The following is a 16880-nucleotide window of genomic DNA, read 5'->3' on the forward strand; positions in this document are numbered from 1 at the left end:
AGTTCGGCAGGCGGCGGCTCTCAGACCCGCGCCGCCGCTGCGCCGATCACCCTACCCCCGTGGCGCACCCGCGGGCGGGCTCGTTGTGCCTCGGCGAGCAGCACGGCCCGCTCGAACGAGGTCCGGCCGGAAGGTGGCTCGGGCAGCGCTTCGCCCGCAGCCGCGGGCGCGCACACCGTGTCGTGCCGCAGCGAGCGCAGCAGGGCATGGGCCAGGGTGGTCCCGACCCCGGCCAGCCCGGCGACGAAAAGGGCCTGCACCCAGGTCGCCACCAGGGAGAAGGGGAAGGGCACCTTCGCGCAGCCACCGACCAGCGCGGCGCAGCGCTCGATCAGCTCCCGGTAGCTGAGCCGGTCCGGCCCGCCGATATCGAGCAGCCGGTCGCGCCCGCCCCGCTCGAGCGCGGCCGTGGCCAGGTAGTGCACCACGTCCGCGATCGCGATGGGCTGGGTGCGGCGGGAACCGATGCCGGTCACCGGTACCGCAGGCACATGCCGGGCGATCGCGCGCAGCATCTCGTAGCTCGCCGAGCCGGCGCCGATGATGATCGAGGACTGCAGCACGGTGGCCGGCACGGCGCAGTCAAGGAAGATGTCACCCACCTCGGCCCGCGAGCGCAGGTGCGCGGACGGCTCGCCGGGGCCATCGGGCCGGACCCCGCCGAGGTAGACGATCCGGCCGACCCCCGCGGCCAGCGCCGCGGCGGCCACGGTCCGCGCGGCGCGCCGGTCCCGCTCGGCGAAGTCCGCGTGTTCCAGCGAGTGCACCAGGTGGAACACCACGTCCACGCCCACCATCGCCGCCCGCAGCTCCGCAGGCTCGAACACGTCACCACGCAGCGGCTGGACCTCCGCCAGCCAGGGGGCGTCGCCGAGCTTGGCCGGGGTACGTGCCAGTACCCGGACCTCGTGCCCATGTTCGAGCAGTGCCGGCACCAGCTGCCTGCCCACGTATCCAGTGGCCCCCAGGATCAGACTTCGCATCGCGCCCATCTCCTCGTCATTGCCCGACAGGAAGAGCTTCGCAAGCCGGGGGCGTGGCGCATATCACTCGGAAGGCAGAGATCCGGCACGCGGCCTCACCCCTGCGAGGGAGCCGGGGCTCAGCGCTCGGTGTAGAGCATCAGCAGGATCCCCCGGTTGTGCCCCTCATGGCCCTGGTAGACGTGCGGGCCCGCGGCGTCGAACCGGATGGAGTCACCGGCGGCGAGGTCGGCAGGAGCCTCGGCCGGCCCGGTGGTGACCCGGCCGCCGGTGACCAGCAGGCACTCCTGCACCCCCGGCAGGTGCGCCGCGGACTCCTGGCGGGCCTGACCGACCTCCACCTCGTAGACCTCCACCGTGCCGTGCACCGGGATCCGGTGCAGCATCCGCGCGCCCACCGCGGCACCCCGGGCGTACGGCCGCTCGTCGGCGGCACGCACCACCTCGGCCGCGACGGCAGGGGCTTCCAGCAGGTCGCCGAGCGGAACGTGCAGCGCGGTGGCCAGCGCCCACAGCGTGCTCAGCGTGGGGTTGCCCTGGCCCTGCTCGATGCCGTGCAGGGTGGTCTTGCTGATCCCGCCCGCGGCGGCCAGCTCGGCCAGCGAGATCCCGGCCGCCGTACGCAACCGCTGCACATTTCCGCCGACCACTTGCGCCAGATCCATACGTATCAGCATAGTGGTCGTCGCGTACCACTGAAGCGAACGACACGGGGTGATTCCGATGACGGTGACACGGCTGCGCGAGATTCCGGGGATCGGCGTGGACGTCATCGGGGAGCAGGCCGACGCCGCGGCGGACCCGGAGCTGCTGCGGCTGGAGAACCTGGACACCGACCTCCGCCCGCCCGCCGTGGCCCTGGACACCACCAGGGCGGCAATCGAGCAGGACGCGGCCAACAGCTACCTGCCCTTCCACGGGCACCACGCGCTGCGGCGGGCCGCGGCGGCGCATGTCGGCAGGCTGGCCGGGCGCGACTACGACCAGGACACCGAGTGCGTGAGCGTGGCAGGTGGGCTGAACGGTGTGTTCAACACGCTGCTGGCCACGGTCGAGCCGGGCCAGGAGGTGGTGCTGTGCGACCCGGCCTACGCGGGCCTTGTCAACCGGGTACGGCTGGCCGGGGGTGTACCGCGGTTCGTCCCCACCGAGGCCGGGCCCGATGGCTGGCGGGTCGATCCGGAACGGCTCGCCGGCGCGGTCGGCCCGGACACCGCCGCGGTGCTGATGATGAGCCCGGCCATGCCGACCGGCCTGGTCCTGGACGGTCGGCATTGGACGGCGCTGGCACGGGCCTGCGACCGGCACGACGCCTGGCTGATCTACGACGCCGCCATGGAACGCATCCGCTTCGACGGGCGCGCACCGGAGCACCCCGCCACCTGCGCCGGACTGGCCGAACGCACCATCACGGTGGGCTCGGCGGCCAAGGAGCTGCGGCTGATCGGCTGGCGGGTCGGCTGGGTGGTGGCGCCCGCCCGGATCCTGGCCGACATCCGGCTCGTCGGCCTGACCAATGTGGTCTGCCAGGTCGGGCTGGCCCAGCAGGCGGTGGCGGCGGCACTGGCCGCCCCGGACGCGGAGGCCGATGTCGCCGCGGCCACCGCCGAATGGGACAGGCGCTGCGCGACCGTGCTGCGGCAGCTCGCGGACTACCCGGTGATCCGGCCGCAGGGTGGCTGGTCCCTGCTGGTGGACGCCGTCCCGCTCGGCCTCGCTCCCGCCGAGCTGTCCCGGCTGCTGTTCGAGCGCGGCCGGGTCGCCGCCACCCCGATGGACCACTGGGGCCCCAGCGGTAGCCGGTACCTGCGCCTGGTCTACGCGAACGAGCCGGTGGAACGGTTGGCCGGGCTCGGCGAGCGGTTCCGCGCCGCCCTCGGTTGAGGGGCAGGCGACCCGGTGTCCGTCCCGGCGCCCGCCGTTCGTCGGTGTAGCGAAACCAGGCTGGCCGACCGAAGGGAAGGATGCGCAGATGACGGTGATCGTCGCGGGCAAGGTGTACGTGGACCCCGGGGAGCGGGACCGGTTCGTGGCGGGGCACCGGGAGCTGGTGCTGCGCTGCCGCGAGCGGCCCGGCTGTCTCGATCTCGCGATCTCGCCCGACCCGGTCGAGCCGGGGCGGGTGAACCTGTTCGAGTACTGGGAGTCGGAGGAGGCGCTGGCGGCCTGGCGCGCCATCGCCCCGGCGCCAGCCGTGGACGTGGAGATCACCGACGACCAGGTGCTCAAGCACGAGGTCGCGAGCTCGGGCCCGCCCTTCGGCGAGCCTCCGCACAGCGACCACCATTGACCTTCTGTTTGAGTCTGTCGCCCTTCCGTATGAAATGCGCAAAACTACTGCCTGGAACGAACAGATCCAACAGAGTCGAACAGGCGTCGAAAAGCCAGCAGTCCACCTGAAATCCAACCCGAGTTACCCCATCCGGCGGAGTGCAGGCCGGTATCGGAGATTCGAAGATCAAACATTTCCCCAGACAACCGTTCTCGGTTTGGTTGCGATAATGTTTGATCTGTCGCCCCGAGCCGGAGAGGAAGGACACCTCCCATGCTGGCCAGCCAACGGCGTTCCCGAATCCTGGAGGAGGTGCAGCGCAGCGGTGCCGTGCGGGTGAGCGCACTCGTCGAGCACCTCGGCGTCTCGGATATGACGATCCGGCGTGACCTCGAGGTGCTGGCCCAGGAAGGCCGGCTGCGGAAGGTGCACGGCGGGGCGGTGCTGCCCGGCGGGCCGAGCATCGAGGAGCCGGGCTTCGCCGCGAAGTCCGGCAGGCAGAACCCGGAGAAACAGGCCATCGCCGCCGAGGCGCTGCGGCTGGTCGAACCGGGGATGGCGGTTGGGCTCTCCGGCGGCACCACCACCTGGACCTTCGCCCGGCTGCTGCGCGATATCGGCGACATCACCGTGGTCACCAACTCGGTGCAGGTCGCGGACCTGTTCTCGGTCGAGCCCCGGCCGGACCAGACGGTCGTGCTCACCGGTGGCATCCGCACCCCGTCGGAGGCGCTGGTGGGCCCGTTCGCGGTGGCGGCGATCCGTTCGGTGAACCTCGACCTGATGTTCATGGGCGTGCACGGGATGGACCTGCGCAGTGGGTTCACCACGCCGAACCTGGTCGAGGCCGAGACCGACCGCGCGTTCGTGGAGACCTCCCGCCGGTTCGTGGTGCTCGCCGACCACACCAAGTTCGGGGTGCTCGGCATCTCGACCATCGCCGGTATCGACGCCGCCGACGTGCTGATCACCGACTCCGGCCTCGCCGAGGAGTACCGGACCGCGCTGCGCGACCGGGTCGGCGAGCTGATCGTGGTGGACGCCGCCGAGTCCCCCGGCTGAGTCCCCTGGCTGACGCCCGCTACCGGCCCTCCACCTTCGCCAGCCACCGCTGGGCGGTGACCACCACCAGCAGGATCGCGCCGCTGATCACCGCCTGCCAGTTGGAGTTCAGCGAGCCCACCTGGTTGATCACGTTGCGGATGACCTGCAGCAGCAGGACACCCACCAGCGAGCCGAGCACGGTGCCCGCGCCGCCGGTCAGCAGGGTGCCGCCCAGCACGACCGCGGAGATCACCTCCAGCTCCATCCCGACACCGAGCACGGTGACCCCGGAGGAGGTGTAGGAGGCCATCAGCAGGCCGCCGAACCCGGCCAGCACCCCGCAGGTCGTGTACGCGATCACCTTGGTCCGCAGCACCGGAAGGCCCATCAGGTCCGCCGCGTCCTCCTGCCCGCCGATGGCGAGCACCGTGGAACCGTAGGAGCTGCGGTGCAGCACCAGCCCGCCCAGCCCGAAGGCCGCCAGCACGATCCACACGGGGTAGCCGACGCCCAGCAGGCTGCCCTGCGCCAGCTCGCGGAACGCCGAGTCCGGCGGCACCTTGTAGGTCCGCGCGCCCTCGTCGCTGATCAGCAGCAGCAGTCCGCGGGCGAACAGCAGCCCGGCGAGGGTGACGATGAACGGGGGCAGCCCGCCGCGAGCGATCACCAGGCCCTGCACGAGCCCGATCGCGCCGCACACCACCAGCGGCACCAGCAGCGCGGCCAGGGTGCCGTAGCGCGAGCCCCATGCGGCCAGCACCCCGCCGAGCGCGAACACCGAGCCGACCGAAAGGTCGATCCCACCGGACATGATCACGAAGGTCATCCCGAGCGCGACCACAGCGAGGAAGGAGGCCTGCAGCGCGATGTTCTCCAGGTTTCCCGCGGTGCCGAAGGAATCGAAGGCGAAGGTGGCGGCGAGCACGGCGGCCACCAGGATCACCAGCGCACCCTGCCGCTGCGCCAGCCGCGCCACCCGCGCCCCGCCGCCGGAGCCGGCCGGGGCGCCGGCCACGGTTGTCGTCATGATCTCGCCTTCCTGCGCCCGAGTTGCACGTAGACCGCGGCCACCACGATCACCGCCTGCGCGATCTGCGCGGTGGAGTCCGGGATGTCGTGGAAGATCAGCGTGGCGGTGATGAGCTGCATGAGCAGCGCGCCCGCGATGGTGCCCGCGATCCGCACCTGCCCACCGGAAAGCGGCGTTCCGCCCAGCACCACGGCGGTGATCGCGGACAGCTCGACCAGCAGGCCGACCTTGGTCGGGTCGCTGGCCTGCGACCGGGCCGCCAGCAGCACCCCGGCCAGCGCGGCGAGCAGTCCACACAGGACATAGGTGGTGAGCAGCACCCTGCGCACCGGTAGCCCGGCGAGCTCCGCAGCCCGCTTGTTACCGCCGATGGCCACCAGCTGCCTGCCGAAGGTACTGCGGCGCACCAGGAACCAGGTCGTCGCCGCGACCACGGCCGCGATCACCACCACGTACGGGACGCCGAGCAGGCTGCCCGAACCCAGCGCGACCACTCCGGGATCGCGGATGCTCTTGATCTCCCCGCCGAACAGGTTCGCCACCCCGCGCCCGGCGACCATGATGCCGAGGGTGGCGATGATCGGCTGCACCCCGACCCGCGCCACCAGAGTGCCGGCGAGTGCACCGCTGATCCCGCCCGCGAGCACGGCGATGGTGATCGCCACCGCCGTGCCGTAGCCGATGTAGAGCGGGATCAGCGCGGCGGCAAGCGCCATCACCGCCCCCACCGACAGGTCGATGCCCTGGGTGCCGATGACCAGCGCCATCCCCAGGGCCACGATCAGCACCGGGGTCACCTGGATCAGCTGCAACCGCAGAGTGGCGTCGCTGACGAAGTTGTCCGTGATCGCGATGTTGATCACCAGGAGCAGCGCCAGCGCCACATAGACACCGTTGCGCCGGATCCAGTCCGGGTCGATCCGCACCCGTCGGGGGCGGTCCGGTTCCCGGCGCGACCGCGGCCTGCTGGCAAGGCGCTCACTCATCGTCGCCCTCCTCATCGGACCCGGCCAGTGCCGCGAGCAGTGCGGCGCTGGTCATCCGGTCGCCGGCCAGCTCCCCCGTCACGGTGCCGTCGTGCAGCACCACGATCCGGTCGGCGCCCTCCACCAGCTCGTCCATCTCGCTGGAGACCAGCACCACCGCGAGCCCCTGCCCGGCCAGCTCGTCGATCAGGGCCTGCACCTCGGCTTTGGCCCCGACGTCGATCCCGCGGGTGGGCTCGTCCAGCAGGAACACGGTGGGCTCGGTGCACAGCCAGCGGGCGATCAGCACCTTCTGCTGGTTGCCGCCGGAAAGCTCGCGCACCTGCTGCGCCGGGCTTGCCACCTTGATCCGCAGGCGGCGGATGAAGGTGTCCACCAGTTCGTCGATCCGCCGCTCGGACACGATGCCCGCGCGGGCCAGCCGCGGCAGCACAGCCAGCGCGATGTTGTCGCGCACCGAAAGGGCCGGGATGATGCCCTCGGCCTTGCGGTCCTCGGACAGCAGCGCGACCCCGGCGCGCAGCGCGTGCCGCACCGAGTTGGGCCGCACCCGCCGCCCACCGACCTCGACGCTGCCCGACCGCACCGGAAGCGCCCCGTACACCGCCTTGACCGTCTCGCTGCGGCCGGACCCGAGTAACCCGCCGAGGCCGAGTACCTCCCCCGGCCGCACCGACAGCCCGACGCCGTGCAGCCGGTTACGGACCTCGATGCCCTCCGCCGTGAGCGCGGGCTCGCGGTCCTGGTGGTGGTTGCCCGCGAAGCCGGTCGCCCCGCCGCGCGCCACCTCCCCCGCGTCCCGGCCGAGCATGTGCGCGACCAGGGTGACCCGGTCCAGCTCGGCCATCGGGCCGGTGTGCACCCGGCTGCCGTCGCGCAGCACGGTGACCCGGTCGCACAGCTGCCACAGTTCGTCCAGCCGGTGCGAGACGAAGACGATCCCGACCCCGCGGCCCGCGAGCTCGCGCGCCACCCGGAACAGCGTCGTGACCTCCTTGGCCTCCAGCGACGAGGTCGGCTCGTCCATGATGACCACCCGGCTGTCCACCGACATCGCCCGCGCGAGCGCCACCATCTGCTGCACCCCGAGGCCGAGTCGGCCGAGCTCCCCGGTGACGTCGATCTCGACACCGAGCGAGCCGACCAGCTCCGCGGCCCGACGGTTCATCGCGGCGGTGTCGATGAGGCCGAACCGGTTCCGCGGCTCACGGCCGAGGAAGACGTTGCGCGCCACCGACAGCAGCGGGACCAGGTTGACCTCCTGGTAGATGGTGGAGATCCCGGCCCGCTGGGCCTCGGCAGGCCGGTGGAACTCCACCTCCTCGCCGGCGAACCGCACCACCCCGCCGTCCGGCCGGTGCACGCCGGTGAGCACCTTGATCAACGTTGACTTTCCGGCTCCGTTCTCGCCCACCAGAGCGTGGATCTCGCCCTTGACGAGCGAGAAATCCACGCCCCGCAGCGCGTGCACGCCGCCGAACGACTTGGTTACGCCCTCGGTTTCCAGCACGAGCAGCTACCTAGAAGGCATTGCCGATGTTGGCCTCGGCGTTGTCCGCGTTGTACTCGTCATCCTCGATGATCACGTCTTCGGGGATCGGCTCGCCCGCATAGAACTTCTCGGCCGTCTCGAAGGCCAGCGGGCCGAACCGCGGGTTCGACTCGATGACCGCGTTGATATCTCCATCCACAATGGCCTGAACCGCGTTGCGGGTGCCGTCAATGGAAACGATCTTCACATCCTGGCCGGGGTCCAGCCCGGCGGCCTGCACCGCGGTCACCGCGCCGAGCGCCATCTCGTCGTTGTGCGCGTAGATGGCGTTGATGTCCGGATTGGACTGAATCAGCTGCTCGGCGACAGCCTGTCCCTCGTCCCGCGCGAAGTTCGCGGTCTGCTCGGCGACGATCTCCAGGCCGGAGTACTGCGCCTTGACCTGGTCCTGGAACCCGGAGTTGCGGTCCTCGGTGACGTTGTTGCCGGACGACCCGAGCAGCACGGCCACCTTCGCCGTACCACCGGTGGCCTCGTTCAGCGCGTCCGCGGCCCGCTTGCCCTGCTCGTAGAAGTCGGAGCCGAGGAAGGCGACGTAGTCCTCGCAGTGGGTGTTGGTCACCTTGCGGTCGATGGTGAGCACCGGGACGCCCTGTTGCTTGGCCGCGTTCAGTGCGGGGTCCAGCCCGTCCGAGTTCACCGGCGCCACGATGAGGAAGTCGATGCCCTGGCTGAGCATGTTCTGGATATCGGCGATCTGCTTGGGCAGCTCGTTGTTCGCATTGGTGACCAGCAGGTCTCGCACCCCGGCTTCCTTCGCCGCCTGCCGGATCGACTTCGTCTCGGCGGCGCGGAAGGCCGCGGTGTCCGGTTCGGACTGGGAGAACCCGACCACGGCATCGGCGAGGTCGATCTTCTCGGCGCCGTAGTCCGCCAGCGTGCAGCCCTCGCCGGAGCTTTCCTTGACCACCTGCTGGTCACCGCCGTCGCCACCTCCGGCGGGAGCGGTGTCCTCACTGGTTCCCGGGTTGGTACAGCCGGCAAGCGCCAGGCCGAACACGGCGGCGGAGGCGAGCAGGCGCCGGGGTGTGGTACTGGTCATCGGAACTCCTTTGTCCACGGTTGAGGGTCCGGGGGCGGGGTGGCCCCGCCCCCGGACGTGGTTCACTCGCCTGCGGCGGCGAGCTCGGCCACCTCCTCGGCGGAGAGGGCCCGGTCGAACAGGCGGACGTCGTCCACATCGCCGTGCAGGAAGTCGACCTGCTGGCCGCCGTACTCGGCACGACCGATGACGGTGTTCCCGCCGGAGCCCGCGGCGGAGCAGGCGCTCTTGCTGTCCACCTTCTCGCCGTCCACGTACAGTTCCAGCGTTCCGGCCTCGGCGTCCCGCACGCCGGTCAGGTGATACCAGCGGCCGGGCTCCGGCTTGGTTGGCGAGAGGGCCCGCAGCCCGACGAAGCTCATCGCCCAGCGCTGGTCCTGGCCGGAGTACTGCAGGAAGAACGCGCTGTGCTGCCCGGTGTCCTGGCTGACGACGGTCTGGAAACCGCCGCCTGCCTCGTCCAGCTTGACCCAGGCCGATGCGCTGTAGCTGCCACCGGTGTCCAGCAGGGGTGCGCCGAGGTCGGCCTGGCCCGCGCCGGTAAAGGAAAGCCCGCCTTCGTGCACGCCCTCGGCCCACTCGGTACCGGTCAGCGTCGCGTCGGCGTCCCCGACGGCGTCGGCCGCGGTGGATCCGCTGCCCTCGTTGAACTTGTAGGCGTGCACGCCCTGCAGGCCCGGGGTGCCGGGATCTGGCTCCGGTCCGCCGTCCCCGCTGCCGTCGGCCTCCCGGATGATCTTCTCGTTGATCGCGCGCACCCGGTCGAAGTCCATCTTCGGCACCTGCCGGTCATAGGTGAAGAAGCCGTTCACCTCGTGCTCGACATCGGTGATCTGGGTGTAGATGGCCCCGCCGATCCCGCAGCGCTGCGCCGCGTTCAGCACCTCGCGCTGGTTGTCCACATAGGCCTGTGTCAGCGACTCCTTGTCCGGCATCATCCGGTAGGCGTGCCCCTCGCCGAACCACATGTGGTTCTCCACCTCGAGGCCGTAGCCGCCGTGCTCGCCGTCGATCGCGGCGCGGGTGGCGTCCGGGCTCGGCTTGGCGGGTCCGGGGTAGGCGTGCCAGTCGATGATGTCGCCCTTGCCCGAGTCACCGAGCGAGGCACAGCAGTTCACCCCGCTGTGCGCGTTGACAAGGCGGGTGGGGTCCTGCTGCTTGACCTCCTCGGCGATCCGGCCGGTGGCCTCCCGCGACCATTCCGCCCAGCCCTCGTTGAACGGAACCCAGCCGATCACGGAGGTCCAGTTCTTCTTCTCCTCGACCAGCTCGTCCAGCTCGGCCTCGAACTGCCGCTGGGCGTCGGCAGGTGGGCGGCCGCCGGTGCGCATCGAGGGCATGTCCTGCCAGACCAGCAGGCCGAGCTGGTCCGCGTGGTAGTACCAGCGGTCGGGTTCGGTCTTGATGTGCTTGCGCACGGTGTTGAAGCCGAGTTCCTTGTGCTGCTCGAGATCGAAGCGCAGCGCCTCGTCGGTTGGCGCGGTGTAGATACCGTCCGGCCAGTACCCCTGGTCCAATGTGGACATATGGAAGAGGATCTCGCCGTTGAGGGTGATCCGCAGCTTGCCGTCCGCGCCCTTGGCGGTACCGATCTCGCGCATCCCGAAGTAGGAGGACACTCGCTCGAGTGGCCACCAGCCGTCGCTGAGGACGACCTCGAGGTCGTAGAGGAACGGGGAATCCGGGGACCAGAGCTTGGCGTCCGGCACCGGGACTCGCAGCCGCTCGTTCGCGGGCCCGGTCTTGAAGCCGACGACGCGGTGGCCGTCCCGCACGATCACGGTGGCCCGCAGGTCCGGGTCCTGGCGGCCCTGGGTGTTCACCGTCAGGCCAAGGGTGTTCGTTTCGATGTCCGGGACCATGTCGAGGGTCTCGACGGAGGAACGCGGCACCGGCTCCATCCAGACGGTCTGCCAGATCCCGGAGGCGCCCTCGTAGAAGATGCCGCGGTCGGGCACCCGGCGCTGCTTGCCGACCGGCTGCCAGGTCGCGTCGGTGCGGTCCTCGACCCCGACCACGATTTCCTGCTCACCGGAGCGGGTGAGCGCATCGGTGACATCGGCGGAGAACGCGCCGTAGCCGCCACGGTGCGTGGCGACCTGCTGCCCGTTCACGTAGACGGCCGCGTCGTAGTCCACGGCGCCGAAGTTGAGCATCAGCTTGTTCCACCGGCCCACCTGCCAGTTCCTCGGCACGGTGAAGGTGCGGCGGTACCACATGTAGTCCTCGTGCCGCTGGATTCCGGACAGCGCGGACTCGATGGGATACGGCACCAGGACCCGCTCACCCAGCGTCTCGCCGAACGGCGGCTCCTCGCCCTGGGTGGCACCGGCGAACTCCCAGACCCCGTTGAGGTTCTGCCACTTCCGGCGGGTCAGCTGGGGCCGGGGGTACTCCGGCAGCGCGTTGTCCGGGGACACCTGCTCGGTCCACGGGGTGACCAGGCGCGGATCCCCCATCTCCCAGCCATCGTCGGCGGGCCGTGCGGCGGCCGGAGCCGCGGTCACGACCATCAGCAACGCGAAGCACGCGGCGGTCAGGACGGATCGGGGACGTCTTCTGCTTCGTCGAGTCGGTGCGGCACGGGACAGCATTGTCGAACACCCTTCTCGGGACTCCGCCAGCGAACGGCTGGCGCCACGGCACCCGGGTTGAGCCACGTTGACGTGGATCTCACACCGGCGTGAAGCATTTCACACACGCCAGCTCGCGATGTCAACACTTACAACCAGACTCAATCAAATTTCAACATCTCTGCGGACTCACCTCCGCCGCCCGGACGACGCTCTGTAGCCGCGTATCCCTCGGCGGAGACGGCTGATCCCGCTCATCTGGGCGGAAGCTGGGCGAGGCGACAGCAGCGGACGCACCTGTTCGGTTCTGTGTTGTTTGCGGCTGACTTCGACGGTGCCTGCGTGACGACGTTTCGTTCAGCCCAACGTGTCCGAACAGGACTGCCAGCGGTGGGTAGCGAGGACGCTCGATCAGTAGCTTGCCAGCGCGTCGGTGGCGTCGTGTCCGGCGTTGGTGGTTCGGCGCAGGAAGCCGGCGATCAGCTCGAGTTCGGTCGCGGTGTAGTTCGCACAGATCTCGTCCATCGCGGCGTTCATCCCGGCGAACAGGCCGAACAGTTCGGCGTTGCGGCCGGGTAGCGGTTCGACGGTGACGGCGCGCCGGTCCGTGGCGTCCGGTTTGCGTTCCCTGGTGATCCACCCGCCCTGTTCGAGCCGGTCGAGGATACCCGTGACGGTGGCGGGATGCAGGCCTGCTCGCCGGGCGATGGCGCTGGGACTGAGTGGGCCGTGCCTGCCGATCAGGTCGAGACAGTCCAGGTCTATGTCCTTGAGGCGGACCCGGCCGGCCACCCGGTGGGTGAACAGCGAGAGCTGGTTGTTGAGGCCCCGCAGCGCCTGCTTGACGGCGACAGTCTGCCGTCGATGAGACAGTTGTTTGGAACTCATATGATATTGTCTCCATATCGTACGATTTGCAGGCATCCTAGCCCCGGAGGCCAGATGAGGCCCGCCAGACACTCCCGAGCCGTCGTCACCGGTCAGCGGTACTCCCGTGGTGACCATGTCCCGCCTCGGGAGCTGACAACGATCCGATCGGACCTCGTCCCGCTGCCCGCCCCCGGTGTCCTGACACACCTGGTGTTCCGGCGCTTTGCGTCGTGTCCGATCTGCAACGTGCACCTGAACTCGGTCGCCCGTCGGCACGACGAGATCACGGCGGCGGGGGTCCGCGAGGTCGTGGTGTTCCATTCGCCGGTCGAGGCGATACTGCCGCACCAGGGTCAGCTCCCGTTCGATGCGATCGCCGACCCGGACTACCGGCTCTACCGCGAGTTCGGTGTGGAGTTCTCGCTGCGGGCGGTACTGGATCCACGGGCGTGGACCGCCTGGTTGAAGCCGCAGGCATGGCGCGCCGGCCTGCGCGAAGTGCGTGATCCGGGCGGGAAGTGGTTCTCGATCCGGGGCGCCAGCATGCTGGGAATGCCCGCGGAGCTGCTCATCGAGCCGGATGGGCACGTGCTCGCCGCCAAGTACGGCACGCATGCCAATGATCAGTGGAGCGTCGACGACATACTCCGTCTGGCCTCGGCACCGCGGCGGAAGTAGGGAGGCCCGCCTGTGCACACCGCCTATCTGATTGTCACGATTCTGGCCATCGCGGCCAATGCCTTCTCCGGCATCGTCGCACTCACGCGGTTCAAGCCGATACTGCCTCGGATGGCCGCGGTCGGCGTGCCCGAGTCGTGGCTGGTGTTCCCGATCGGGACGCTGAAGACCGCGGGTGCCCTCGGCCTGCTGGCCGGGCTGCTGGGGATGCCGCTGGTCGGCATCGCCGCGGCGATCGGCCTGGTCCTGTTCTGGGTCTGCGCAGTGCATACACACCTGCTCGCCGGCGACGATTCGCCGCGATCGTTCGTCCCCGGTGGACTGTTCCTCTCCCTTGCCGTCGGCTCATTGACACTGGGGATCGCTGCCCTATGACGCAACGACATGCGATGATCATCGGCGGCGGTATTGGTGGCCTGTGCGCCGCCATCGGACTACGTAAGGCGGGTTCGCACCGTTGCTGATGCCCCAGGCCGCGGGCAAGCTCCGCGACCATACCGGCCGTTGGTTGACACGCTGGGACGCCGACCGAGTGGAGCGAGCGCTCGGGCGGCCACTGCTCGCGATTCACCGTGCCCAGTTGCTCGACCTTCTTCGCGACGCATTGCCTGCGGACACGGTGCATCCCGGTGTCGAGGTCACCGACGTGGACAGGGCGGGAACTGTGCGGTGGAACGGCGGCGAGGTCGAAGCGGACCTCGTGGTCGGAGCGGACGGTATCCACAGCACGGTCCGCACGGTGTGCTGGCCGGACCACCCAGGAGCGGCCTACTGCGGCAGTACGGGGTTTCGTGCGGTCATCGACCTGCCCGGCCGGCGAGAACTGTCCGGCTTCATCGGCAAGGGCGTCGAGGTCGGGTTGGTGCCGCTGACCGGCGAGCAGCTGTACTGGTACGTCGCCGAGCGGGCACCCCGAGGCACCCGGCACGACGACGGGCGAGCGCACCTGCTGCAACAGTTCGCCGCGTGGCCGGAGCCGATCCCGGAGTTGATCGAGCGCACCCCGGCGCACGCGATCCTGCAGCATGACCTGCTCGCGCTCGGCTCACACCTGCCCAGCTACGTCAGCGGCCGGGTCGCACTGCTCGGCGACGCCGCACATGCGATGCCTCCCTTCCTGGGACAGGGTGGATGCCAGGCCATCGAGGACGCCGTCGTGCTCGCCGCGTCACTGGCCCAGCCCGACGTCGAAGCCGGACTGCGCGAATACGACCGACGTCGCAGACCCCGCAGCCAAGCGATCGCACGGCAATCCGCGCGTGCTGGGCGGATGGGATCACAACTCGCCAACCCGATCGCGGTCGCGGTACGCAACACCGCGATCCGGCTGCTGCCATCCGCGATGACCGCTCGCGCCGCCGTGAAACCCGCCCAGTGGTCGGCCCCCACCATCGGCACCGGCTGACCGGACGAAGCAAACAACGAACCCTCGGCGGTCCTGCTGCGCAGGCTCGAACCGGTGCTGCGGGGCTGGGCCACCTACTTCCGGGCCGGGGTGTCCGCCTCGACATTCTGTCGTCGGCTCCTCGAGGACGACGATCCGCGGGTTGCCGACGAGCGTCAGGCGCGCGGGCTACCCTCCGCTCACCCACTCGGTTGCGTGTTCCTGGACGAACTCAGCGAAGCCGCGGGGTGGACGGCCGGTCAGGTCCAGCACCGCAGTGCTGACCTGATCTTCCCGACCCGTCCTTATGCCGTCTTCCACCGCAGCGAGGGCGGCTGCGAACTGGGCAGGCATGCCCGCGGCCCGGTAGCCGGCCGCCTGCTCGTCGACCCCGATCGGCACCACCCGGACCGGCCATCCGGTACGGGCGGTGATGATCGCCGCCGCGTCCGGGTAGCTCAATGCCTTCGGCCCGGTGAGCAGGTAGTCCCGCTGGTCACCTGGCTCGATGCCGGGGGCGGTCAGCAGGGCGGAGGCAGCGGCCGCGATGTCCCGCGCGTCGATCCAGCCCACTCGGCCGTCGTCGGCGGCGGTACGGATCTCGCCGTGCCGCCGGATCCGCTCGCCAACCGGGTGTGGACTCAGGAAGTTCTGCATGAATCCGGACGGACGCAGCACGACCCACCCAGGCTGGGCACGCACCTGCGCGGCCAGTTCAAGTGCGCCGGGAGCGTTCGGCAGCACGATGGCGGAGCCCAGGAGCACCACCCTGCGTACGCCGAGGCGTTGCGCCTCGGCCAGGAACGGCTCGACCAGCGGCATCGGATCCACGCTCAGCAGCGGAGGCACCAGGAAGACCCGGTCCACTCCGCGCAGCGCGGCCGGGTGGGTGGCCGGGTCGTGCCAGTCGAACCGGACCGCGTCCGGATCGACGGCTGACGGGTGCCTGCTGGCTACCCGGACCGGAACGCCGTTGCCGCGCAGCAGTTCCACCAGCGCGCTGCCGGTCTTCCCGGTGCCGCCGGTCACCAGTACGCCGGTCATCGGGTGACCGCGGAACGCAGCAAGTCGAGCAGCTCGGACAGCGTCCCGGCCGCCGAGGCGGTGGCCAGCGGGCTCCAGTAGTCCCGGTAGCGGGTGATCAGGCCGTCCTGGACGGTGGTCACCACGATGTAGTCCAGCCGGTAAGGCTCGCCGGTGCGCACCGTGCGCCCGGTCCCGGTGAATTCCACGACAATGGTGTCCGGCTGTTGCGTGTGGTGCACGGTGATCGCGGGGACCTCCTGCATGTCCATCACCTCCGGTAGGCGGGCGAGGTAGTCACGGACCTGGTCTCGCCCGGCCAGTCGGCGCGGTGCGCTTGCGGTGGCGAACGGGAACTCGGCGGTGCCGCCTTCCGCCCACAATCCGGCGACGGCGTCGGTATCCTTGGCCAGCATCAGTTCCAGCAGCCGACGGAACGTCTCCTCAGGAGTTTTCGGCACAGTGTCCTCCAGTGTTCGACGAGATGTGACCAGTTCAGGTTGGACGCGGACCCGCCGCCGGAAAACTGACAGCCGTGCCACGGACCGCCGGTCCGTGGCTAAGCCGGGCGGCCGGTGCCACCATGGACGGGGTGAGCAGAAGTGAACTGGCCGATTTCCTGCGCCGCAGGCGGGATGCGCTGCGCCCGGACCAGGTGGCGGCAACGGCCACCCACCCTCCTGGCCGACGTGCCCGGCGCGCTCCGGGCCTGCGCCGCGAAGAGGTCGCCGCATTGGCCGGTGTGTCGGTCAGCTACTACGAGCGGCTGGAGCAGGCGCGCGCACCGCGCCCCTCGCCGGAGGTGCTGGCCGCGCTGGGTACGGCACTGCGGCTCACCGCTGCGGAGCGCGAGCACCTGGCTCGGCTGGCCGGACAGGTCCCGCCCGGCACGGACGCCGATCGAGGGCCGGTGCCGACCCACGCCCACCGGCTGCTGCATCGGCTCGGGCCGATACCCGCCTACCTCGTCGACGAGCGGCAGGAGATCGTGGCCTGGAACGGCGCGGCAGCCGCGTTGATCACCGACTTCGGGCTGCTGCCACCCGGGGAGCGCAACACCGTAACGCTGTCCATCCGGCTGGGTGGCACCGTTTGCTCGGCGCGGGAAGGCGCGGAGGGCGAGTTCACCCGGCAGTCCGCCGCCCAGCTACGCGTGGCCAGCACCCGCTACCCGGCCGACCGCGTCCTCGGCGAGCGGATCAACGAGTTCGCCGCGCACAGTCCGGACTTCGCCGCCGGATGGCGCGACCACGACGTACGCCCCGTACCGACCCTGCGCAAGCGCTTGCGCCACCCCCGGCTCGGTGAGCTGGAACTGGACCGGCAAACCCTGCTGCTGCCCGGAACCGACCTGCAGCTGGTGATGTACACCGTAGAACCGGGCAGCCCGAGTGCCACCGCGCTCGCCCGTCTCGGAGGCCGCGACGACTGACCCGGCGCAGA

17 protein-coding genes and 1 pseudogene are annotated in these 16880 nt (G+C 70.2%); 8 read left to right on the forward strand and 10 right to left on the reverse strand.

Annotated elements, in window-relative coordinates; all coding sequences use genetic code 11:
* Positions 1 to 20: 20 nt before the first annotated feature.
* Together KOI47_RS28515 and KOI47_RS28520 are read right to left on the reverse strand one after the other, a co-directional pair.
* The gene (locus KOI47_RS28515) at positions 21 to 983 is read right to left on the reverse strand and encodes an NAD(P)H-binding protein (RefSeq protein WP_216209646.1); all 963 of its coding nucleotides are present in this window, start codon (positions 981 to 983) and stop codon (positions 21 to 23) included.
* A 119-nt stretch (positions 984 to 1102) separates the two neighbouring features.
* Positions 1103 to 1648: a helix-turn-helix domain-containing protein gene (locus KOI47_RS28520; protein ID WP_232376315.1), complete on the reverse strand. Its 546-nt coding sequence runs from the start codon at positions 1646 to 1648 to the stop codon at positions 1103 to 1105.
* 58 nt (positions 1649 to 1706) lie between these two features.
* Here KOI47_RS28520 and KOI47_RS28525 point away from each other — a divergent pair, with 58 nt between their 5' ends.
* The 3 genes from KOI47_RS28525 to KOI47_RS28535 all read left to right on the forward strand — a co-directional run bounded on the left by KOI47_RS28525 (position 1707) and on the right by KOI47_RS28535 (position 4317).
* On the forward strand, positions 1707 to 2867 hold the full coding sequence (locus KOI47_RS28525) for a pyridoxal phosphate-dependent aminotransferase (protein WP_216209650.1): 1161 nt from the start codon (positions 1707 to 1709) through the stop codon (positions 2865 to 2867).
* A gap of 88 nt (positions 2868 to 2955) precedes the next feature.
* Positions 2956 to 3273: a putative quinol monooxygenase gene (locus KOI47_RS28530; protein ID WP_216209652.1), complete on the forward strand. Its 318-nt coding sequence runs from the start codon at positions 2956 to 2958 to the stop codon at positions 3271 to 3273.
* A 255-nt stretch (positions 3274 to 3528) separates the two neighbouring features.
* Positions 3529 to 4317 (forward strand): DeoR/GlpR family DNA-binding transcription regulator, encoded by a 789-nt coding sequence (locus tag KOI47_RS28535; protein ID WP_216209654.1) that lies wholly within the window; start codon positions 3529 to 3531, stop codon positions 4315 to 4317.
* A 19-nt stretch (positions 4318 to 4336) separates the two neighbouring features.
* Here the strand turns inward: KOI47_RS28535 and KOI47_RS28540 are convergent, their stop codons facing one another.
* From KOI47_RS28540 to KOI47_RS28565, 6 genes are all read right to left on the reverse strand, one after another.
* The gene (locus tag KOI47_RS28540) at positions 4337 to 5326 is read right to left on the reverse strand and encodes an ABC transporter permease (RefSeq protein WP_216209656.1); all 990 of its coding nucleotides are present in this window, start codon (positions 5324 to 5326) and stop codon (positions 4337 to 4339) included.
* A complete protein-coding gene (locus KOI47_RS28545) occupies positions 5323 to 6315 on the reverse strand; it encodes an ABC transporter permease (protein ID WP_216209658.1) in 993 nt (330 codons plus the stop codon). The genes KOI47_RS28540 and KOI47_RS28545 overlap by 4 nt, the downstream gene beginning before the upstream one ends.
* Positions 6308 to 7825 carry a sugar ABC transporter ATP-binding protein gene (locus KOI47_RS28550; RefSeq protein ID WP_232376316.1) on the reverse strand — a complete coding sequence of 506 codons (1518 nt, stop codon included), beginning with the start codon at positions 7823 to 7825 and terminating at the stop codon, positions 6308 to 6310. Before KOI47_RS28550 ends, KOI47_RS28545 begins: the two co-directional genes overlap by 8 nt.
* Positions 7826 to 7835: 10 nt before the next feature.
* Positions 7836 to 8909 carry an ABC transporter substrate-binding protein gene (locus KOI47_RS28555; RefSeq protein WP_216209660.1) on the reverse strand — a complete coding sequence of 358 codons (1074 nt, stop codon included), beginning with the start codon at positions 8907 to 8909 and terminating at the stop codon, positions 7836 to 7838.
* A 62-nt stretch (positions 8910 to 8971) separates the two neighbouring features.
* Entirely contained in the window at positions 8972 to 11422 is a 2451-nt protein-coding gene (locus KOI47_RS28560) for a LamG-like jellyroll fold domain-containing protein (protein WP_408629855.1), read from the reverse strand.
* 471 nt (positions 11423 to 11893) lie between these two features.
* Positions 11894 to 12370: a MarR family transcriptional regulator gene (locus KOI47_RS28565; RefSeq protein WP_216209664.1), complete on the reverse strand. Its 477-nt coding sequence runs from the start codon at positions 12368 to 12370 to the stop codon at positions 11894 to 11896.
* 228 nt (positions 12371 to 12598) lie between these two features.
* On the opposite strand from KOI47_RS28565, the gene KOI47_RS28570 reads away from it, so the two are divergent.
* From KOI47_RS28570 to KOI47_RS36545, 4 genes and pseudogenes are all read left to right on the forward strand, one after another.
* The gene (locus KOI47_RS28570) at positions 12599 to 13030 is read left to right on the forward strand and encodes an AhpC/TSA family protein (RefSeq protein ID WP_232376317.1); all 432 of its coding nucleotides are present in this window, start codon (positions 12599 to 12601) and stop codon (positions 13028 to 13030) included.
* Between the two features lie 12 nt (positions 13031 to 13042).
* On the forward strand, positions 13043 to 13405 hold the full coding sequence (locus tag KOI47_RS28575) for a DoxX family protein (protein WP_216209668.1): 363 nt from the start codon (positions 13043 to 13045) through the stop codon (positions 13403 to 13405).
* A 205-nt stretch (positions 13406 to 13610) separates the two neighbouring features.
* Positions 13611 to 14435 carry an FAD-dependent monooxygenase gene (locus tag KOI47_RS28580; RefSeq protein ID WP_232376318.1) on the forward strand — a complete coding sequence of 275 codons (825 nt, stop codon included), beginning with the start codon at positions 13611 to 13613 and terminating at the stop codon, positions 14433 to 14435.
* A 33-nt stretch (positions 14436 to 14468) separates the two neighbouring features.
* Positions 14469 to 14534, forward strand: a pseudogene (locus KOI47_RS36545) (group II intron maturase-specific domain-containing protein); the annotation flags it as partial.
* Positions 14535 to 14603: 69 nt separating this feature from the next.
* Here KOI47_RS36545 and KOI47_RS28590 read toward each other — a convergent pair.
* Both KOI47_RS28590 and KOI47_RS28595 read right to left on the reverse strand, forming a co-directional pair.
* Complete coding sequence (locus tag KOI47_RS28590; protein ID WP_216209670.1) at positions 14604 to 15458, reverse strand: NAD(P)H-binding protein; 855 nt, start codon at positions 15456 to 15458, stop codon at positions 14604 to 14606.
* Positions 15455 to 15898 (reverse strand): nuclear transport factor 2 family protein, encoded by a 444-nt coding sequence (locus tag KOI47_RS28595; RefSeq protein WP_232376319.1) that lies wholly within the window; start codon positions 15896 to 15898, stop codon positions 15455 to 15457. The genes KOI47_RS28590 and KOI47_RS28595 overlap by 4 nt, the downstream gene beginning before the upstream one ends.
* 131 nt (positions 15899 to 16029) lie before the next feature.
* Between KOI47_RS28595 and KOI47_RS28600 the strand changes: the two genes are divergently transcribed.
* Complete coding sequence (locus KOI47_RS28600) at positions 16030 to 16869, forward strand: helix-turn-helix transcriptional regulator (protein ID WP_232376320.1); 840 nt, start codon at positions 16030 to 16032, stop codon at positions 16867 to 16869.
* Positions 16870 to 16880: the final 11 nt, after the last annotated feature.

It is taken from the genome of Amycolatopsis aidingensis (genome assembly GCF_018885265.1).
Taxonomy (GTDB): domain Bacteria; phylum Actinomycetota; class Actinomycetes; order Mycobacteriales; family Pseudonocardiaceae; genus Amycolatopsis; species Amycolatopsis aidingensis.